The organism is Maridesulfovibrio salexigens DSM 2638 (genome assembly GCF_000023445.1).
Taxonomy (GTDB): domain Bacteria; phylum Desulfobacterota; class Desulfovibrionia; order Desulfovibrionales; family Desulfovibrionaceae; genus Maridesulfovibrio; species Maridesulfovibrio salexigens.
In genome coordinates, this window is record NC_012881.1 from 2,064,438 (window position 1) to 2,081,737 (window position 17,300).

The 17,300-nt window shown below is 44.7% G+C and carries 17 protein-coding genes and 2 tRNA genes; 8 read left to right on the plus strand and 11 right to left on the minus strand.

Features of this window, described 5'->3' with window-relative positions; all coding sequences use genetic code 11:
* Positions 1 to 37 precede the first annotated feature (37 nt).
* The 3 genes from DESAL_RS09425 to DESAL_RS09435 form a co-directional block, all read right to left on the minus strand.
* Positions 38 to 799, minus strand: a complete 762-nt coding sequence (locus tag DESAL_RS09425; RefSeq protein ID WP_015851760.1) for a DUF4198 domain-containing protein — start codon at positions 797 to 799, stop codon at positions 38 to 40.
* A gap of 33 nt (positions 800 to 832) precedes the next feature.
* On the minus strand, positions 833 to 1,459 hold the full coding sequence (locus DESAL_RS09430) for a hypothetical protein (protein ID WP_015851761.1): 627 nt from the start codon (positions 1,457 to 1,459) through the stop codon (positions 833 to 835).
* A 163-nt stretch (positions 1,460 to 1,622) separates the two neighbouring features.
* Positions 1,623 to 3,026, minus strand: coding sequence for an outer membrane beta-barrel protein (locus DESAL_RS09435; protein WP_015851762.1), 1,404 nt, complete (start codon positions 3,024 to 3,026; stop codon positions 1,623 to 1,625).
* Between the two features lie 222 nt (positions 3,027 to 3,248).
* Between DESAL_RS09435 and DESAL_RS09440 the strand changes: the two genes are divergently transcribed.
* Complete coding sequence (locus DESAL_RS09440) at positions 3,249 to 4,028, plus strand: substrate-binding periplasmic protein (RefSeq protein ID WP_015851763.1); 780 nt, start codon at positions 3,249 to 3,251, stop codon at positions 4,026 to 4,028.
* Between the two features lie 9 nt (positions 4,029 to 4,037).
* On the opposite strand, the gene DESAL_RS09445 is transcribed toward DESAL_RS09440, so the two are convergent.
* The 5 genes from DESAL_RS09445 to DESAL_RS09465 all read right to left on the minus strand — a co-directional run bounded on the left by DESAL_RS09445 (position 4,038) and on the right by DESAL_RS09465 (position 8,157).
* The gene (locus tag DESAL_RS09445) at positions 4,038 to 4,451 is read right to left on the minus strand and encodes a glycine zipper family protein (RefSeq protein WP_015851764.1); all 414 of its coding nucleotides are present in this window, start codon (positions 4,449 to 4,451) and stop codon (positions 4,038 to 4,040) included.
* Between the two features lie 7 nt (positions 4,452 to 4,458).
* Entirely contained in the window at positions 4,459 to 6,756 is a 2,298-nt protein-coding gene (locus DESAL_RS09450; RefSeq protein WP_015851765.1) for an ABC transporter substrate-binding protein, read from the minus strand.
* Between the two features lie 151 nt (positions 6,757 to 6,907).
* Positions 6,908 to 6,984, minus strand: a tRNA-Met gene (locus tag DESAL_RS09455).
* Between the two features lie 169 nt (positions 6,985 to 7,153).
* A tRNA-Met gene (locus tag DESAL_RS09460) sits at positions 7,154 to 7,230 on the minus strand.
* A 132-nt stretch (positions 7,231 to 7,362) separates the two neighbouring features.
* Positions 7,363 to 8,157 carry an undecaprenyl-diphosphate phosphatase gene (locus DESAL_RS09465; protein WP_015851766.1) on the minus strand — a complete coding sequence of 265 codons (795 nt, stop codon included), beginning with the start codon at positions 8,155 to 8,157 and terminating at the stop codon, positions 7,363 to 7,365.
* Positions 8,158 to 8,305: 148 nt separating this feature from the next.
* On the opposite strand from DESAL_RS09465, the gene DESAL_RS09470 reads away from it, so the two are divergent.
* The 3 genes from DESAL_RS09470 to DESAL_RS09480 all read left to right on the plus strand — a co-directional run bounded on the left by DESAL_RS09470 (position 8,306) and on the right by DESAL_RS09480 (position 10,886).
* On the plus strand, positions 8,306 to 8,500 hold the full coding sequence (locus DESAL_RS09470) for a hypothetical protein (RefSeq protein WP_015851767.1): 195 nt from the start codon (positions 8,306 to 8,308) through the stop codon (positions 8,498 to 8,500).
* A gap of 98 nt (positions 8,501 to 8,598) precedes the next feature.
* Positions 8,599 to 9,759 carry an LPS export ABC transporter permease LptF gene (lptF, locus tag DESAL_RS09475; RefSeq protein WP_015851768.1) on the plus strand — a complete coding sequence of 387 codons (1,161 nt, stop codon included), beginning with the start codon at positions 8,599 to 8,601 and terminating at the stop codon, positions 9,757 to 9,759.
* Positions 9,756 to 10,886: an LptF/LptG family permease gene (locus DESAL_RS09480; RefSeq protein ID WP_015851769.1), complete on the plus strand. Its 1,131-nt coding sequence runs from the start codon at positions 9,756 to 9,758 to the stop codon at positions 10,884 to 10,886. The genes lptF and DESAL_RS09480 overlap by 4 nt, the downstream gene beginning before the upstream one ends.
* A gap of 61 nt (positions 10,887 to 10,947) precedes the next feature.
* On the opposite strand, the gene yihA is transcribed toward DESAL_RS09480, so the two are convergent.
* Positions 10,948 to 11,553 (minus strand): ribosome biogenesis GTP-binding protein YihA/YsxC, encoded by a 606-nt coding sequence (gene yihA / locus DESAL_RS09485; protein WP_015851770.1) that lies wholly within the window; start codon positions 11,551 to 11,553, stop codon positions 10,948 to 10,950.
* 127 nt (positions 11,554 to 11,680) lie between these two features.
* On the opposite strand from yihA, the gene DESAL_RS09490 reads away from it, so the two are divergent.
* The 3 genes from DESAL_RS09490 (at position 11,681) to DESAL_RS09500 (ending at position 15,153) form a co-directional block, all read left to right on the plus strand.
* Positions 11,681 to 12,136, plus strand: coding sequence for a type II 3-dehydroquinate dehydratase (locus DESAL_RS09490; RefSeq protein ID WP_015851771.1), 456 nt, complete (start codon positions 11,681 to 11,683; stop codon positions 12,134 to 12,136).
* Positions 12,137 to 12,243: 107 nt separating this feature from the next.
* Positions 12,244 to 12,804, plus strand: a complete 561-nt coding sequence (efp, locus tag DESAL_RS09495) for an elongation factor P (protein ID WP_015851772.1) — start codon at positions 12,244 to 12,246, stop codon at positions 12,802 to 12,804.
* Positions 12,805 to 12,897: 93 nt separating this feature from the next.
* Positions 12,898 to 15,153: a DNA translocase FtsK gene (locus DESAL_RS09500; protein ID WP_015851773.1), complete on the plus strand. Its 2,256-nt coding sequence runs from the start codon at positions 12,898 to 12,900 to the stop codon at positions 15,151 to 15,153.
* Between the two features lie 64 nt (positions 15,154 to 15,217).
* Here the strand turns inward: DESAL_RS09500 and DESAL_RS09505 are convergent, their stop codons facing one another.
* Positions 15,218 to 15,685, minus strand: a complete 468-nt coding sequence (locus DESAL_RS09505) for an L-2-amino-thiazoline-4-carboxylic acid hydrolase (RefSeq protein WP_015851774.1) — start codon at positions 15,683 to 15,685, stop codon at positions 15,218 to 15,220.
* A gap of 60 nt (positions 15,686 to 15,745) precedes the next feature.
* On the opposite strand from DESAL_RS09505, the gene lolA reads away from it, so the two are divergent.
* A complete protein-coding gene (lolA, locus tag DESAL_RS09510; protein WP_015851775.1) occupies positions 15,746 to 16,390 on the plus strand; it encodes an outer membrane lipoprotein periplasmic chaperone LolA in 645 nt (214 codons plus the stop codon).
* 123 nt (positions 16,391 to 16,513) lie between these two features.
* On the opposite strand, the gene DESAL_RS09515 is transcribed toward lolA, so the two are convergent.
* Positions 16,514 to 17,269: a pseudouridine synthase gene (locus tag DESAL_RS09515; RefSeq protein ID WP_015851776.1), complete on the minus strand. Its 756-nt coding sequence runs from the start codon at positions 17,267 to 17,269 to the stop codon at positions 16,514 to 16,516.
* Positions 17,270 to 17,300: the final 31 nt, after the last annotated feature.

Sequence of the window (17,300 nt, forward strand, 5' to 3'; positions counted from 1 at the left end):
TCGCTTAGTTTTATAATAAGGCTGTTTGTGTTTTATCTTATTTGTTTTTAAAAGGAAGCATTTCAATCCAGAGAACTGCACCCAACTCTACATCTTTGCCTTTGATTTTGTAATCTGCATCGTTCAGACCTGCAAAACCCCACCAGCCTGCTTTGGGGCAGGCAAAAGTGAATACGCCGTTTTCATCACACAGAACTTCCTGAGTCACCATACATTCATAAGGCGCTTCCAGTTTTGCATCTTTATTGTAAAATTCAACTTCTACACGGGTGAAAGGAGCGGGCTTGCCATCAAGCAATACAATTCCCTGAAAAACATTACCGGCATAATTACCCCAAGGGCGGGTTAAGGGAACGATTTCAGTCTTCACGCCAAGAGGTTTGTTCCAGTCTTCACCTTCATCAAAAGCGGAAACAACAGTCTTGGTGTAATGGATGATGTAGTTATCTTCTGCCGGCTCAGGATAGGGAGTAGGCTCCATGAAAAATGTATACATGCCGGGGCGTTTAAATTTGTATTCAGTCTTAAAGGAGTCGTGATCCATGACTTTGTTTTCTTTGAGGGTAGGAAGAAGGTTAGTTTCTTTACCCTCATAAAATACACTGAATTTTTGAGGTTTAACCAGATTCATCCCGATAAGTTCGAAAGGATGTGAAAATGAAAGCTGGAGCTCTGCATTCTTTTTTTTCGGGCTGATGATCGAATTTTCAGGGATCAACATTCCAAAATGGGCAAAGGCAGAACTGCTGAAGGCCACAACCAGTAAAATGGTCAGAACGGGAATAATCTGTTTTCGCATGAACTCACTCCGTGCATTGATGTGTCAGGGTAGCTATTTTTTCCGGGAGAGAAAAAAAGCAGCAACTCCAAAAAGTCCGAGGATGTAACCTATCCCCGAAAATATTTCATTAACGCCGGGACCTTTTTCTTGCTGGCTGATGATCAGTCGCTTTAAGGTCTCGACTTTATTGGTAAGCTTTTCTACCTGTGCTGTTAGTTGAGCTATTTCAGCTGATGAAGTTGTTGTGTCGACAGATGATGTCATGGGCACAGGCTCGGATGACTGTGCAGAGGAGGTGGTGATTGTAGGTTTGTTTTCTGCTGGTGAATTAGGAAAAATCTCATCTGCGGTTAGTGTCCAGTCGCCTCGGTGTCCTTCTGAAGCTTGAAGATTGATTAACAGTCCGTTTCTGTCCATTTTTATTGCTTCAGGGATGGGGAAATCAAAGAGTCCACCATCATCAGTAACACCTGTGAGTAAAACTTTTCCTGTATCTGCGTTTAGAATTTCAATCTTACCTTGATGCACTTTCTTTTTTTTACTGAAATAGCTTTCGGTAAATACTGTATCGCCCTCAACGTAGGCAAAGACATTTACCCTGTGGGCAAATGAAGGTGTGCTCATTATAAGTAGAAGGATTAGCGATACAAGCACTCTTGATAGGTATTTAAATTTCATTTTTTCTCCTTTTGAGTCGTAAATCTCAAAACGGATGTTATTGTGTGTCACTCTTTTGTGATATGTGGTACTCTTCGGGTTAAAAAAAGTCAATAATGAAATAAAAATAGCCCTTAACGATGTTTCAGTTAAGGGCTATTAAGCAGATTTTGTTTTAGTGCGGTCAGTCGAAAGTGTAACCTATGTTAAACATTGTATCGAAGAAACCATTGGGATCGTCTTTCTTGCCCCCAAAAGTCTTCAGGTAACGGGAATCAAGCCCGATAGTGAAACCGGAATCGAATTCATAGAGAAATCCCGCTCCGCCACCTGCAACAGGAGCTCCGTCAGAGATTTTGAATATGGTTCCTGGATAATCAAAAAATGAATATCCGCCGTGAGCGGCTATGTAGGGTGTAAAGTTCCTGTCAGCATAGAATCTGTAGAGTAATGACCCCATAAATGTATATGTGGTAAAATTTTTGTTTTTATAATCATACGCAGTTCCGTTGCTGTTGATTGTTCCGTTATCATAATATGTTGTTCCGTAAGTTCCGGATGAGCCGGAAGAACTGCCCATTAGAAAATCTCCGCCGATGCCGAATCCGGACGGGAAGAAATGCCGCGCAGAGATTCCACCCAGACCACCGAAAGAAGAGTATGGTGTGTCGCTTTTAGAAGACAGGGCAGCCTGAGCTCCTCCGCCGACCCCTAAGAATGTTTCAGAGCTTTTTTTGGGAACAAAAAATCCTTTATTCTTGGTTCTTCTTGATTTTTTCTGAACTCTTACGGCCAGTTCATAGTCTCGTTTTGCAGCATCACCGGGGCTTTGCATCTGCTGCGGTTGTTCCTGTGTCTTGATTACCGGCACGGCTGCTTGATTCTGTTGCAGTCCCGGCTTTTGAACGTAATATACCTGTTGAGCAGGTTGTGGCGCTGCTGTCGGGGCTGGGCGTCCCGGCCAAAGTCCCAGTTGTTGCTGAGGCTGATATACCTGAACATAACGCACTTGCTGTTTAGGTTGAGGCTGTGGCGCTTGCGGCATTGTCTTACGTATAGGAGTTTGCACAGCTTCAGGGGGTGATTGCGGTGAATTCTCCGGCATGAGATCGTCAGTAATTTTAGCAGCGCTTGCTTCGCTGGTGGGAGCAGTCTTGGTTTGTGCGCTTGGAGCTTGTTCAGCAGTAATAGGTTGCGCAACTTCTTTAGGCTGCTCATCAGTTTTGGTGGATACTGACGGGGCGGGGGTTGCTGTGCTTTGAACGATGCCTTCATCGAGGAGTTCTTTAGATATTGATTTTCCATCGACAGTTATGTCACCTATTATATTTCCTTCGTCGTCCTTGCTGATTTCTCTGACATCAACATCACGCATAAGGACGAGGTTACTGCTTTCGAGTCGGGCTTTTGCCGCATCCAGTCCCGGTATTGCTTTTACTCCGGGAATATTAACTTTAACCGGTGTTTGACCATCTTTGAGCACAATAAAAGAAGTTGCTCCTTCCACAGCCACGATTTTACCCGGCCAAGCAAAGGACAACGCTGGGAGCAGGAGTATAGCGATAAGTATGGTCAGTAATCTCAACATAATTCAGCCATTTTTATAGGTTATACCACATTACAAAAATGATCGGCATTAATTGGAGAAACTTAACACCGGATTGGTTTATTTTATTATGTTCTCAAGAATACCCTAAATTTGAAAATATTTAAAATTATGCATTAAATGTGGAACCAGAAGTGGTTTGATTGTTTCATAATGTTTTTGGTGTTAATATGTTGTCGAAATTTTAAGGAAGCAGGAGCTAGCGTGTTAAGACTTATTTTATTTGTTCTTTTAGTATTAATGGCTTTCCCGCCAGTACTTAGTGCTAAAAGCTTAATCCTAGTTACCTTGGATACTCCTCCTCAAACGTATCTTGAGAATGGTAAGCCAACCGGATTTTTAGTTGAAATAGTTTCGAAAGCTGCGACCCGAGCCGGATACACCCCTGATATACGTATAGTTCCATGGAAAAGAGCTTTGACTATGGCAAAGAAAGGAACAGCGGATGCGGTCTTCAATGCTGGATTCAATGAAAAGCGTAATAAGTATTTAAGGTATCCGGAAACGGTTCTGATAACCGAAAAGGTAGTTGCTTTACGCCGTGTAGGGACGGATACTTATTTTTCAGATGATTTTGAAGGGTCGGAGAAATACATAGGTGGTATTGGGCGGGGATTTTACTATGGCGAGAAAGTAGATTCGGCTTTGAAAAATAACGACTTCAAGCGGATTGAAGAAGTTCCTAATATTGATCTTAATGTTAAGAAGTTGCTTTTGGGCAGGATTGATTTCTTTTTTGCCGATTATTATCCTGCTTTGAGCTTTTTGAATGATAATGATCTTCTTGGTAAAATCGAAGCTATATTGGACCCGAAAACAGGGCTGCCACTGGTTTATTCCATGTCAGACACATATCTTGCGTTTTCGCGGAAGAAGGATTCTGAAGCATTTGAGAAGGTTAGTTCAGAACTTAAGAAAATGAAAAAGGAAGGCGAATACAAAGAGATAATGCTTAAATATATTCCTGTTCATGATGGCTTTTAAGGGCCGGAATTATTTCCAGCCCATTGTTTCATAGCCTTTCTCCCGGAGACAGCGTTCGACGAATTTCCTATACAATGGATCAGGATTGTCCTGCATAGCTCCCCCGACAGCTCCTCCTGCAGCGCCACCTGCGGCCCCTGCTAAAGCCGAAGAACCGGGACTTCCTGTTACTATACCGATCCCAAGGCCGACAGCGCCTCCAATCAAGCCTCCCTTAACTCCGGTTTTAACCGAAGTTTTTGCTTTGGAAGTGTTACCGACGCTTTTTTCGGCAAACTCCATGCAGTAGGCGATATCATCCGAGACCTTTGCTTCTCCGGCCTCTTTATACTGTTCGTTGGGATATAAAACAGGTTTTTTAGCACAAGCAGGGCAGGCCAGTACCAGCATAGCCAGTATCATAAAAAATATTCTTTTATTCATAAGCTCATCACACGATTGGTAATTTTATAGTGAATTTGGTCCCTTTTCCGATTTCCGTCTCAATATCAAATGTCCCTTTGTGGTTCTGGGTTATTATAAAATAGGAGACGGAAAGACCAAGTCCGGTTCCAACTCCGGGTGATTTAGTGGTGAAAAAAGGTTCAAAGACTCTCCTCTTTACCTCAGGGCTCATGCCCGGTCCGTTATCTTCTACTTCGGCAGTAATATATTTGTCATCCATTTTAGTACGTAAAGTGATAGTCGGGGTTCGTATATCGGAAATTTCGTTGGTCGCATAAGCGGCATTTTTGACCAGGTTCAACAATACCTGCTCAATTTCTATGCGCAAGCAATTAACCTTGCCTAGATTTTCTTGGTAATCTTTAATTATCTTAGTGTGTTTAAAATCATATTTCCTTTTGAGATCGTAATCGCAAGTGATGATGTTCATGATATCATCAAAAAGTTTGTTTAGATTGCAAACAGTCATGCCGCCATCGTTACGGCGGGTAAAGTTCAACATGGTATGCACGATATTGGCCGCACGTTCACCGGATGAATGAATCCCATCCAGCATTTTGATTATTCCACGTTTTTCAAGATATGCTTGAATCTGTTCGCAGGAGCTGCCAACTTCCTTTGCAGCAGTTTTATTTGCCGGAACATCAGGCGAGGTTCTGCGGTAAATGTTCTGAACAGCCTGAAGAATTCCGGCCAAAGGATTATTGATTTCATGGGCCATACCAGCGGCTAAGCCACCGACAGAAACCATTTTTTCTGTTTGAATAAGAAGTTCCTGCGTTTTTACCTTTTCGGTCATATCGATGATGGAGGCAACACAATCGGTACTTCCTTCAATTACTCCTACATCTACATGGACATTTCGAATTTCTCCGTCTGCCTTTAAGAATTTGAAATCATAAGATTTGGGTGGAGATTGGTTGCTAGAAAATCTTGACGAAGCATAGCTTGTCATCCGCTCATACTCTTCAGGAGCGATAAAATCCGTCCATTTAAGTTTGTTTTCGATTTTTTCTACTGTGGTACCGCATAGTTGAGCAAAATTTTCATTACATTTTATGATTGTATGCTTTTGATCAATGATGACTGTTGCCGCCCCTGTATTATCAAAAAGACTTCGGTAGTATTTTTCACTTTTTTTGAGCTTTTCTTCTATTTCCAAACGATTGTTGATTTCCTGTTTGAACTTACCGGCAACGAAAATAGAGGCAAGCAGTACGATCATGATCGCTGCAAATATGACTGCTGCCAAAAGAGCTGTCTCTTGCCTGATGGTTACTTGTCCATCAGCCGGATTAAAAAAGAAGTTTGAAAGATCTTTGGTTTGGTTCACCATTCCCTGTTGTTTAAATTCAGCTCCTATTTGCTCCCATCTAACGGGATTATTGTGTCCTATGCGTACCAGAGTTGGCAGGATCAGGGTTCTAATTGTATCAGCCTCATACTTAAGATGTTCCTTGGTTTTCAAGGAACCGAATTTTTCGGAAATAATATCAACCAGTTCATCAGGGTGTTCAAGAGCGTATTGCCATCCTTTCAAGCTGGCTCGCAAAAACTTACTAACCCGTTCCGGGTATTTTTGTATTTGGGCTCGGGACGTGAAAAGGGTGTCGCCATAAAAATCAACCCCGTGAGTGTAGGGGTAGATTATTGAATACGGGACATTTTCTTTTTTCAGATAGTAGGGCTGGTTTGTGATGTAAGCAGCAATTATATCAATGGAAGGGTCAAAGTAGTCTTCGGGAGTGGCAAAGCGATCCACAAGTTTCACGTCATTTAAAGAAACTCCATTTCGCTCCATCAAGACTTTTAGTTCTATGTCCTGAGATGCTGAACTCATGAGCAGATTTTTGTTTTTTAAATCCTGTGCCGAATGAATCAAGGGTTGTGTTTTTGAAATAAAAACCAACGGAGAATGCTGGAACACCGATGCAAGTAAAACAACGTTTTTGCCTTTTAAGTAATGAAGTAGGACTTCTGAGTTGCTAATTCCAAACTCGGATTCACCGTTCAATACCTGATCGATAGGATTATGCCGTAAGTCTCGCTCTACAATGCTTACATCAAGTCCTTCATCTTCATAGAATCCTTTTTCAAGGGCGGCATAATATCCGGCAAATTGGAACTGATGAAACCATTTAAGCTGTAGAGTTACCTTATCAAGCTTTTTTGCAGAGACAGTATCGGGTGTGCAGCAAAGTAGAGCGCCTACCAAAAAGATAAGTATGCAAAAAGTAGATTTCTTTAAGCAATAAGTGAGGTCTGGGAATAATTTGTTTTTCAAAGCACAAATCCTGTGTTGAGTTTGAAGCTTATCCAAATAAATAACAGAAATGACGGTACTTGGAAATAACGGGAGTAAACTAATAATAGGGGCTTGAGGTGGCGGGTAAAAGAAAAGGCCCTGCAAAATTTGCAGGGCCTTGAGATCTTCGTGGTAGCGAGGGAGGGAATTGAACCCCCGACACTGCGGATATGAGCCGCATGCTCTAACCATCTGAGCTACCTCGCCACGTTTGTGGTGTTGAACTTCCCGTCCAACGAGGACAGTTTCTATACACTCTTGATCCGCTTGGCAAGTAAAAAATGATAAAAATTTCGGTATAATAATTATATGTTACTTTTGCGGTTTTGGACAAAGAAAAAGGCCCTGCAAAATTTGCAGAGCCTTGAGATCTTCGTGGTAGCGAGGGAGGGAATTGAACCCCCGACACTGCGGATATGAGCCGCATGCTCTAACCATCTGAGCTACCTCGCCACGTTTGTGGTGTTGAACTTCCCGTCCAACGAGGAGAGTAACTATACACTCTACGTGAGCTTGGCAAGTAAAAAATGAACTTTTTTTAAATTTTTTTTAAAATAATCTAAATTAACGACCTGTTAGCTCTTTTTAACTCCAGAAGAACAAGACCAGCGGGGCAAGTGCCAACCGGTAATAAGCAAAGGGGCGCAGGGTTAATTTGCCCAGCAGATATATGAATCCTTTGACTGCGGCCCAAGCTGAAAGAAAAGAGACAATAAATCCGACTGCCAGAAAGGGCATATCGGCCATGGTAAATAGTTTGTAGCTTTTGAGCATGTCATATCCGGTAGCTGCAAACATGATCGGGACAGCGGCAATGAAGGAGTACTCCGCAGCAATTTTGCGTTTGGCACCAAGAAGCATGCCGCCCATAATTGTTGCGGCAGACCTTGAAAATCCGGGCCAGAGGGCGAGACATTGAAAGCAGCCGATCCCCAGAGCTAATTTCGGTGTGACTTCGTCCAGAGTGAAACAGGATGGGGTGGTCTCTTTTTTCTCAACAATTAAGATCATGATTGCACCTACACCCAACGCCCATGCAACGGTATAGGGATTAAAGAGGTGCTGCTTGATAAAATCGTGAGCCAGTAATCCCAGTACTGATGCCGGAAGGCTGGTCAGAAAAAGCAGGTAGAGTCCACGGATGCCGGAAAATTGTTGGCCCGGTTTTGGAAAGAGCAACCCCCAAAAGCGGGACCAGTAAAGAACAACAACAGCGAGGATTGCGCCTAGCTGGATGGCAACTTCAAATGATGCGGCTTTTTCTCCGGTGAATCCGAGCAGGTGGCCGGTGATAATCAGGTGCCCGGTGCTTGAGACCGGGAGAAATTCAGTAAGTCCTTCTACAATTCCAAGTATGGCGGCTGTGAATAGAGATGTCATTGGTATTCCTTTATTATTGCCGGAAGTTCCGGTCTAGAATTCAAGTTACTCGCCTTGGTTAAGCCAGCCTGCACAAAGTTGCAAGGGGCGGCAAGCTGGTGTACTGATATATATTAATCAATTACGTCTTTAACCAAGGATCAAATATATGACTACTGTTGTGCCTCCCTGTGAATTGACCAGAAAAGCAATTAAATGGATTTCCGAACAGCATTCTGAGACTGGAAAACCGCTGAAATCCTTGCTTGAAGAGGCTGCCATGAGATTTAACCTGTCTCCCAAGGATATGGAATTCATGGAACGTTTTTACGCTGAAAACAATGGTGAAGCTCCGGACTGCTAAACCTGATTTATTTTTTGATTATCCTAGGTGGACTGCAATTAAGTCTACGTTATTTTTGTGATTAACTTATATTGTCTGCATATCTTGCGGGAACTAAATTGAAGCTTCTTCATCGCAATATTTTTAAAGAACTCATATCCATATTTACGCTGAGCATTTCAGGGTTCATGGGGTTAATCCTCATAGGCAGGCTGCTCCAGTTCAGGGATCTGTTCATGGGACAGAGTCTTGGTGCATTGGAAATGGCTAAACTTTTCATGTACCTGTGTCCTTTTTTTCTGCTTATGCTTACCCCGATCGCGACTATGCTCTCGATCTTTCTTACATTTTTAAGAATGAATGCGGATAATGAGATTACTGCGCTTAAATCCGGTGGCTTGAGTCTCTACAGGTTGCTGCCTGCTCCGATCATTTTTTGTCTGCTCTGTACCGGAGCGGATTTTTATTTTTCACTCTATGGACTTTCATGGGGTACGGAAAATTTTCGTAACGCTCTCATGGAATTTGCCCGTACCCAGAGTCAGTTGGCAATCCAGCCCGGAGTTTTTAACAAGAATTTTCCGGGACTTGTCTTCTATGCTGACGGAGTTGATGAAAAAAGCGGTATCATGCGCTCTGTATTTGTGCGCGATAACACCCGTAAAGGAATGACCGCTACTATTGTGGCTCCTCTTGGTGAAATCCGTACTGATCCTAAAATGGGCCGTCTGCTTATTCATCTTGAAAATGGTAAAATCTATCAGCAGGAAAAGGACCAGCTCAGCGTGCTTAAGTTTAAGAACTATGACGTGCGCATTCCTCTTGCCAATATTTTAAAAGGCTATGATGTGGATGAATTGCGGCCCAAGGAAATGTCCTGGAAAAAACTGGTGCGCATCAGCAGGGCCGGGGATCGAGCCGGAGATATTGATCCCGGTTTCTTTAAAAAAGTTCAAGTAGAGGTTCAAAAAAGATTGGCCCTGCCTGTGGCATGTCTGGTTCTTGGTATGTTCGCTGTGCCGATTGCCTGTATCTTCAGGGGATTGAAACAGCAGTACGGCCTGATCATTTCTATGGGCTTGTTTCTTGTTTATTATACCATGCTTTCCCTTGGAGTTACTTTCGGGGAGAGCGGGGTGCTTACTCCGGTGATCGGACTCTGGTTGCCGAATATAACTTTTGCAATAATTTCAGTGGTTCTGCTTAAGATGGCGGTTATGGAACATTCATTCAGTATCAGGATTCCGTTTCTGAAAAAATTCAGGAGGAAAGAAGCATGATTCGCAGACTTCTTCCCGGATATCTTGCGTCGTATGTTTTGAAGCAGAATATCTTCCTCATGTGCGTTTGTCTTGGGGTAGGTACTGGAATTTATCTGCTTTCAGACCTTTTCGACCGTCTGGATGATTTCATTGAGGCGGGACTGGGCATGGGCACTATCCTGAAATATTTTCTGGTGAAAATGCCGTTAATCTTCTCCCAGATTCTACCCGCGGTATTCCTGATATCCATGATCGTGCAACTGTGCGTTATGGCCCGGAGCAAGGAACTGCTTGCTTTGCGTACCGGTGGTCTTTCACTTATCTGGTTTCTGAGATTCTTTGTAATTTACGCCGTCATCTGGTCTTTTGGGCAGCTGCTCTTTTCACAGGTTATCGGTGTTTACGGGGAGCAGGAAGCCTACCGCATCTGGAAAGAGGATGTGCGTAAAAGCATGCTTGATAAGCGGGTATTGAAAAATATCTGGCTCAAGGAAGGGCGTTTCGTGGTTGAAGCCAAGGAAGTCATGCCATTCGGGAACCGAGCTAAAGACATTACCGTTTATGAGTTTGCTGAAGGTAATGGTGGAATCAAACGGGTTATCACCTCCGAGAGTGCGGAGGTCAGCAGTAAGTACGGCTGGAAGCTTGAAAATGCTGTGGAGCTTAGCCCGGATAAATTTGCATCACAGAAGCATCCCATCTTTACCATGCCCATCAAGCTGAATTTGAATGTGTTCAAGGTTGTTGACCCGGATATTGATCCGGCCCAGTTACCGCTCTGGCAGCTTGATCAGGTCATTGAACAGCTCAAGCTTTCCGGTTCCAGTGTAGATAGGCTGATTACCGCATGGCACTCCAAGTGGGCCTACGCATTTTCTCTTTTGACCATGGCTCTTGTCTCATTGGCTCTGGTAACGATTACCGAAAATATATATCTGAATATCGGTCTGGGGCTGGCCATCATTTTTACCTATTACGCGCTGTTTATGGTTGGTGCTTCCGCCGGTGATACCGGTGCCTTGCCGCCGATTGTTGCCGCATGGCTGGGTAATATTCTAGTTAGTTCGCTGGCTTTGGGCCGGATTGCATGGGTCTTCGTCCCTGAGCATCTCGGTAAATATTTGACCAAATTTAAAGCAAGTTAAATAAAAAGGGCATTTCATCCTATGATGAAATGCCCTTGATTTGAATATTTCTGAAAATCAGTTATTCAGTTTCTTCCTCAATCTCTGCCAGCTCGGGAATTGCGGTAACGTCCAGCAGATTCCAGAGTCTGGTGCGATTCATGCCGGTTTTACTGGAAACGCAGATCGGCTTGACTTTGAGGATATCTTCCCATTTTTTCTGTACCTTTGAACGGTCCTTCTGCTTGGTCTTATCCGATTTGGTCATAATCGGAATAATGGGAATATTGCAGTGCTTGAAGTACGAAATGAGATCAAGATCATTCTGCTGCGGGTTGTGGCGGCTGTCCAGCAGAACTGCAGCAGCAGCTACGTAAGCGTTATCAAGCAGGTATTTATCAATCAGTTTGGCCCATTTGGCACGCTCCGTCTTTGAGCAGCGGGCGTAGCCATAACCGGGAAGGTCTACTATATAGTAACCGTGCGGGCTGACTTCGTAGTAGTTAAGGCTGCGGGTCTTGCCCGGAGTGGAACTGATCTTGGCCAGCTTTTTTCGGCTGGCAAGGCAGTTGATCAGCGAGGACTTTCCAACATTGGAGCGGCCGGCAAGAATGATCTGCGGAGCCGCGATTTCCTCAAGCTGATTGATCTCGTAAACTGTTTTAATTAGTGTAAGTGTATTATCCATAAGGAATTGTCCTTGATTATTCGTTGTTGCGTGAACTTGCCTTGTTCACTTATTTATCAAGGCTAGTCAAGCAGGACAATCATTACAAGGATATTTTCCCTAAACCTGAACACAAAAGGTGGATTTGATGAAAACCTTCCTGATTCTGAACGGACCCAATCTCGGATATGTGGGTAAACGCCAGCCAGAGATATACGGATCTGATAAAATTGAAGATATTCCTGAACATCTAAAGACACTTATGGGTGACAAGGCCGAAGAAATTCAACTGGAATTTTTTCAGTCCAATTCTGAGGGAGCCCTGATCGACAGGCTGGAGAAAGCCCGTAAAGACGGCATTGACGGTGTGGCTTTCAATGCAGGTGCATACACTCATACCAGTCTTGCCATTGCCGATTGCCTTGCGTGGATCGAAGTTCCCTGCGTTGAAGTTCATATCAGCAACATCTGGGCCCGGACCGAAGATCCCGTTCGCCAGCAAAGTTTTATGGGAAAACAGTGTATTGGAGTAATTGCCGGATTCGGAATAATGAGCTATGCCTTGGCCGTTCAAGCATTGTTTTCGCATGTGGCAGTAGATTAGCCGCAGAAAACTGCCGGCTGCTGTCACCTTAAACGAAATGAAGACAGCGGGGTAACGCTAAAAGGCGCCGTTTAAGGCCCTGCAAATAATATTTTATTGGAGGAAATATGATTTCTACTAAAGATTTTAGAAACGGACTTAAGATTGAGATTGACGGTAAACCTTATGAAATCGTTGAATTTCAGCATTTCAAACCCGGTAAGGGCGGCGCATTTGTTCGCACTAAGCTGCGTAACATGTTCACCGGCCGTATCACCGACCAGACTTTCCGCTCCGGTGAGAAAGTGAAAAAGCCCGACATGGCTACCAAAGAAATGCAGTATCTTTATAAAGATGGTGAAGATTACGTACTCATGGATCTCGAATCCTACGAGCAGATGAACGTTGCTGCTGACGTTATCGCTACTGCTGGCGGTTTTCTTAAAGAAGGCGAAACCAACAAAGCTCTGCTTTACAATGGTGAGGTTATCGGTATTGAACTGCCTGCTTCCGTAATTCTTGAAGTAACCCAGACCGATCCCGGCGTACAGGGCGACCGTGTAAGTAATGCAACCAAGCCCGCAACCCTCGAGACCGGCCTCGGTATCAACGTACCCCTGTTCATTAACGAAGGGGATAAGATCAAGGTAGATACTCGCTCCAGCGAATACCTCGGTCGTGAAAAGTAATTAGCTCTTACTTCTTTCGGGGGGCTTCTGGCTCCCCGAAAATTGAATATTCTGTCCATCTATATATAGATGGCGTTGCGCCAACCTGCCCCTATGCGGGAACAAACGGAGGATGAGACACTGCCAAGCGGAAAATTCGCAAAAGAGATTTCCGGCCTGTTCTGGATTTTTTTAGCCGCATTTCTTTTTATAAGCATGTACTCGTACCATCCGGGGGACCCAACCCTCAATCAGGCTGTCAGCGGCAGCTGGAAGGTTAAAAACCTTATCGGCCCAGCCGGATCATATGCCGCCGGGATTCTGGTTGAAATGCTTGGTCTCGGCTCATGGCTTATTCCGTTCTATTTTCTTTTTCTCGGGATCACTTCCTTTATTTCCGCACTTCGTCAGCCTTGGTGGCGTTGGATTGGACTGGTACTTCTTTACGTTTGCCTGCTTGCATGGTCTTCCCATCCGTGGCTGGTTGAATTTCAGAAGACTCTCGTCATTCACGAAGGCGGCTTTATTGGCGCGCTTCTTTCCAAATGGTCTTTTAAGTATCTCAAGCCCGTGGGTGCATTCCTTTTCTGGATGTTCATGACTCTTGCCGGGATTCAGCTGACTTTGAATTTGAGTTGGGCTGCCATAGGCAAGAGGATTCGCTCTCTGCTTACTGATTTCTGGCTTAAGAACAAAGAACGTGTAGGTCGCAAAGCCAAGCGTATGCAGGCCGAGCAGAAGATTAAACGTGCTGAGCGTAAGAAGGCCAAGGCTGAAGCTAAAGCCCGCAAGGAAGCTGATTCTGAAGTTGAAGATGTAGATGCAGAAGAAGATGGCGATGTTCTCGTTCTCAAACCTTTTGCTGACAAGTCTGCCAAGAAAGAAAAAGCCAAGGCTAAACCTAAAAAGCCCAAAGCTAAGAAAATCGACACCAGCACTGATTTTCCGGCTCTCGATTTCCTCGCCGAACCAAAGGTTGCCGGGGTTCAATTTGATCCCAAAGACCTTGAAGAAAAGACCGAAGCCTTAAAGGTCTGCTTAAAGGATTTTAATATTGACGGTGAAGTTCAGAAGGTTATCCCCGGTCCGGTGGTAACCATGTTTGAATTTCGTCCCGCACCGGGCGTCAAGGTCAGCAAGATTGCTAACCTTACCGACGACCTCGCTCTCGCACTTAAAGCAACCGCTGTGCGTATCGAGGCTCCCATTCCGGGTAAGGATTCTGTCGGGATTGAAATTCCCAATGATAACCGTCAGACTGTTTACTTGCGCGAAATTTTCGAACACAGTTGTTTTACCAAGTCCAAGTCTGCGCTGACCATGGCCCTTGGTAAGGATATTCAAGGTGAACCTGTTTCTGCCGACCTCGCTAAGATGCCGCATCTGCTTGTTGCAGGGGCTACCGGGGCAGGTAAGAGTGTCTGCCTGAACGGTCTGCTCATGTCCATGCTCTACAAGGCCGGACCTGAGGAACTCAAGCTGCTGCTTATCGACCCCAAGCGCATTGAATTGGCTGTATATGCCAGCCTTCCACATCTTGTGCACCCCGTGGTTACAGACATGGCTCTTGCCAAGTCCGCGCTTGAATGGGCTGTTTTCGAGATGGACAAACGTTACGAGAACATGGCCCGCCTCGGTGTACGTAACATCGCCAGCTACAACGAAAAGCTTGCCAAGTCCGGTGATGATCTGCCTGAAGATTTGGAAGATCTCGAACCTATGCCATATTTGGTCATCATCGTTGATGAGCTTGCTGACCTTATGCTCACCGCAGGTAAGGACGTTGAGATCAGCATCGTACGTCTCGCACAACTGGCCCGTGCTGCAGGGATTCATATTATTCTCGCTACCCAGCGTCCTTCTGTCGATGTCGTAACCGGATTGATTAAGGCCAACTTCCCGACTCGTATTTCATTTCAGGTGACCTCCAAGCACGACTCGCGCACCATTCTTGATATGGTTGGTGCTGAGAAGTTGCTCGGACGCGGTGATATGCTGTTCAAGCCCAGCGGTTCCAAGCTGCGCAGGCTTCATGGTGCACTGGTAGAAGATGACGAGATCAAGGGTGTAGTAGATTTCTGGAAGAAGAAATATCCGCAGGATTTCGAACTTGATTTCACTGATTGGAAGGATTCCGGTTCTTCCGGTCCCGGTGCTGGTTCAATGCCAGGAGAGTCTGACGATCCGGTTTACAACGAGGCTGTAGAGTTCGTTGTAGGGCAGGGCAAGGCTTCAATCTCCCTGTTGCAGCGCCGTTTCCGTATCGGTTTCAATAGAGCTGCCCGTTTCATCGAACAGATGGAGCAGGACGGTATCCTCGGACCGCAGGACGGCAGCAAGCCGCGTATAGTACTCGTGACTAAAGATTAGAAATCTTTAAAACGTTAATGTTTAGGACCGCAATATTAAATAATATTGCGGTCTTTTTTGTGGGCTAACCCCAGATAAATTTAAAAGGACAACAGTCTCCACCTTCTGCGAGGGTTGTTTCTCTAATCATGCTCAGTTTATCGCTGTAGCCTTTGGCAAAAGGCTCGTCTCGGGAACAGGAGAGCAGGGTGCAGAGTTCTTCCGGTAAACCCATTTCTCGGTAGGATTCCTGATAGCGGCAGCGGGTTACTTTGATTGTCAATTCATTGCCGTTAATTGAGATGTCTGCAACCTCTATGGCATCATCTTTTTTCCATATCTCAACTACAGTTGCGAAATGCTCAAGATTTGGTGTATCTACGGATGCTGCAAATGATTGTCCCGCTTTACGGGCTGATTTTTGCAGGTTTTCGGTTATGACTTTCAGGGCTTGCTCTTTGCCGAACTGCTCGCTCATGGTTGCATAGAGTTCGTCGTAGAGCTCGGCTTCGATAAGTCTGCGGGAAATTTGTGATACAGGTTGTACTTTCATAATTAATCCAAAAGAGTTAAAGACTGTTTTGTAGATGAACCCGAATTCACGAGGAGAATAATGCGATTCAGGATTTTAATACTTGTTATCTCGGCTTTGATTTCATTCAGCTCAATTGCCTTGGCAGATGAACTGACTACCGAGATTCAGAAAACATACGATTCAATTAAAACTTTCAAAGCTGATTTTACTCAGACTTTGACCAATGCCGCAAGTAAGGAACAGGATATCCGTTCCGGTAAAATTACTTTCAAGCAGCCCTCATTGCTTCGTTGGGAATCAATTAAGCCGGAACCGGAGCTGTTGATAGTGGGTGAATCAACTGTCTGGGATTATTTTCCAGAAGACGAATTGGCTCTTAAGTATCGTACTCAGCAGCTTTTTAATTCTAAAACCATGATCAAGTTTATCTCCGGGCAGGCCAAGCTCGAAGAAGATTTCGTGGTCGAGAATCAGGGTGAAGACAACGGGCTGATCAAGCTTAAACTGTTGCCCCTTGAGCCCGAAACAGGCATGGTGCTTGCCTTTGCGTGGATTGATCCGGAGAAGAAAATGATGCGCAAGGTGTTGGTGGTCGACTTTTACGGTAATGGAAATGAAGTCTTCATGGACAATATCGAAATTGACCCCGAAGTTGATGATGCGCAGTTCCAGTTTACTCCGCCTCAAGGAGTGAATGTGGAAGATAATACGCAGAATCAGTAGTTAAGACTGCACGAAAAAAGCCCGGATTTGATTATCAAATCCGGGCTTTTTTTATTTAGTTCTGATTTGCAGCAACTCCGTTGCGGAGCCTTACTAAAAGGCTTTAAGCCGCCGGAGGCAAATTTACTTCATTTTTAAATCTTTCTTCAATAAAGTAAGTTCTTTTGCCGAGAGCTCGCGCCATTTTCCGGGCTTTAGGGCGCCCAATTCAATTCGTCCTTGGCGAACTCTTTTGAGTCGCAGGATGGTCTTATCAAATTCACCGAACATGCGCCTGATCTGGCGGTTGATGCCTTGGCGCAGTTCCATCTCATATTTGGTGGTTTCACCAACTTCAGAAATAGCTTTGATTTTTACCGGAGCGAGAAGCTCTCCTTTGTCTTCTAGGTACATGCCGTTTTGCATGACGGAGAGTTCTTTTTCGGATAGCTTTCCTCGAATGGTCACGTGATAAATTTTGGGCAGGTGCCACTTAGGGTGGGTCATGCGGTTACAGAGTTCACCGTCAGTGGTCAGCAGGAGCATGCCTTCAGAGTAAAAGTCGAGTCTGCCTACAGGAAAGACCCTGCGGTTGATTACATCCGGCGGTAACAGGTCGAGTACAGTTTTTCGGCCTTGCGGATCTTTAGCTGTGGTCACGGTCTCGATGGTTTTGTGCAGCAGAATGTAGAGGTCTTTGGACTTTTCGTCATGCTGAACAAGCTTGCCGTTGACTTCCACACGATCATTATCAGGATCAACCTGAATACCGGGAGAATCCGCAAGCTCACCGTTTACCTTTACCTTGCCCTTCTGGACAAGTTCATCCGCTCCGCGCCGGGAGGCTATCCCCGCAGAAGCAATATATTTATTGAGTCTGATTGTTGTTTTTTCAGTCATTTGGTCTCAAGCGTTAAAGAGTGCAGTCCCT

Bases quoted from the DNA above. Each gene is read 5' to 3' on its own strand.
- DESAL_RS09425 (WP_015851760.1), bottom strand. From the start codon at position 799: ATGCGAAAACAGATTATTCCCGTTCTGACCATTTTACTGGTTGTGGCC.
- DESAL_RS09430 (WP_015851761.1), bottom strand. From the start codon at position 1,459: ATGAAATTTAAATACCTATCAAGAGTGCTTGTATCGCTAATCCTTCTA.
- DESAL_RS09435 (WP_015851762.1), bottom strand. From the start codon at position 3,026: ATGTTGAGATTACTGACCATACTTATCGCTATACTCCTGCTCCCAGCG.
- DESAL_RS09445 (WP_015851764.1), bottom strand. From the start codon at position 4,451: ATGAATAAAAGAATATTTTTTATGATACTGGCTATGCTGGTACTGGCC.
- DESAL_RS09465 (WP_015851766.1), bottom strand. From the start codon at position 8,157: ATGACATCTCTATTCACAGCCGCCATACTTGGAATTGTAGAAGGACTT.
- DESAL_RS09470 (WP_015851767.1), top strand. From the start codon at position 8,306: ATGACTACTGTTGTGCCTCCCTGTGAATTGACCAGAAAAGCAATTAAA.
- DESAL_RS09480 (WP_015851769.1), top strand. From the start codon at position 9,756: ATGATTCGCAGACTTCTTCCCGGATATCTTGCGTCGTATGTTTTGAAG.
- yihA (WP_015851770.1), bottom strand. From the start codon at position 11,553: ATGGATAATACACTTACACTAATTAAAACAGTTTACGAGATCAATCAG.
- DESAL_RS09490 (WP_015851771.1), top strand. From the start codon at position 11,681: ATGAAAACCTTCCTGATTCTGAACGGACCCAATCTCGGATATGTGGGT.
- efp (WP_015851772.1), top strand. From the start codon at position 12,244: ATGATTTCTACTAAAGATTTTAGAAACGGACTTAAGATTGAGATTGAC.
- DESAL_RS09500 (WP_015851773.1), top strand. From the start codon at position 12,898: ATGCGGGAACAAACGGAGGATGAGACACTGCCAAGCGGAAAATTCGCA.
- DESAL_RS09505 (WP_015851774.1), bottom strand. From the start codon at position 15,685: ATGAAAGTACAACCTGTATCACAAATTTCCCGCAGACTTATCGAAGCC.
- lolA (WP_015851775.1), top strand. From the start codon at position 15,746: ATGCGATTCAGGATTTTAATACTTGTTATCTCGGCTTTGATTTCATTC.
- DESAL_RS09515 (WP_015851776.1), bottom strand. From the start codon at position 17,269: ATGACTGAAAAAACAACAATCAGACTCAATAAATATATTGCTTCTGCG.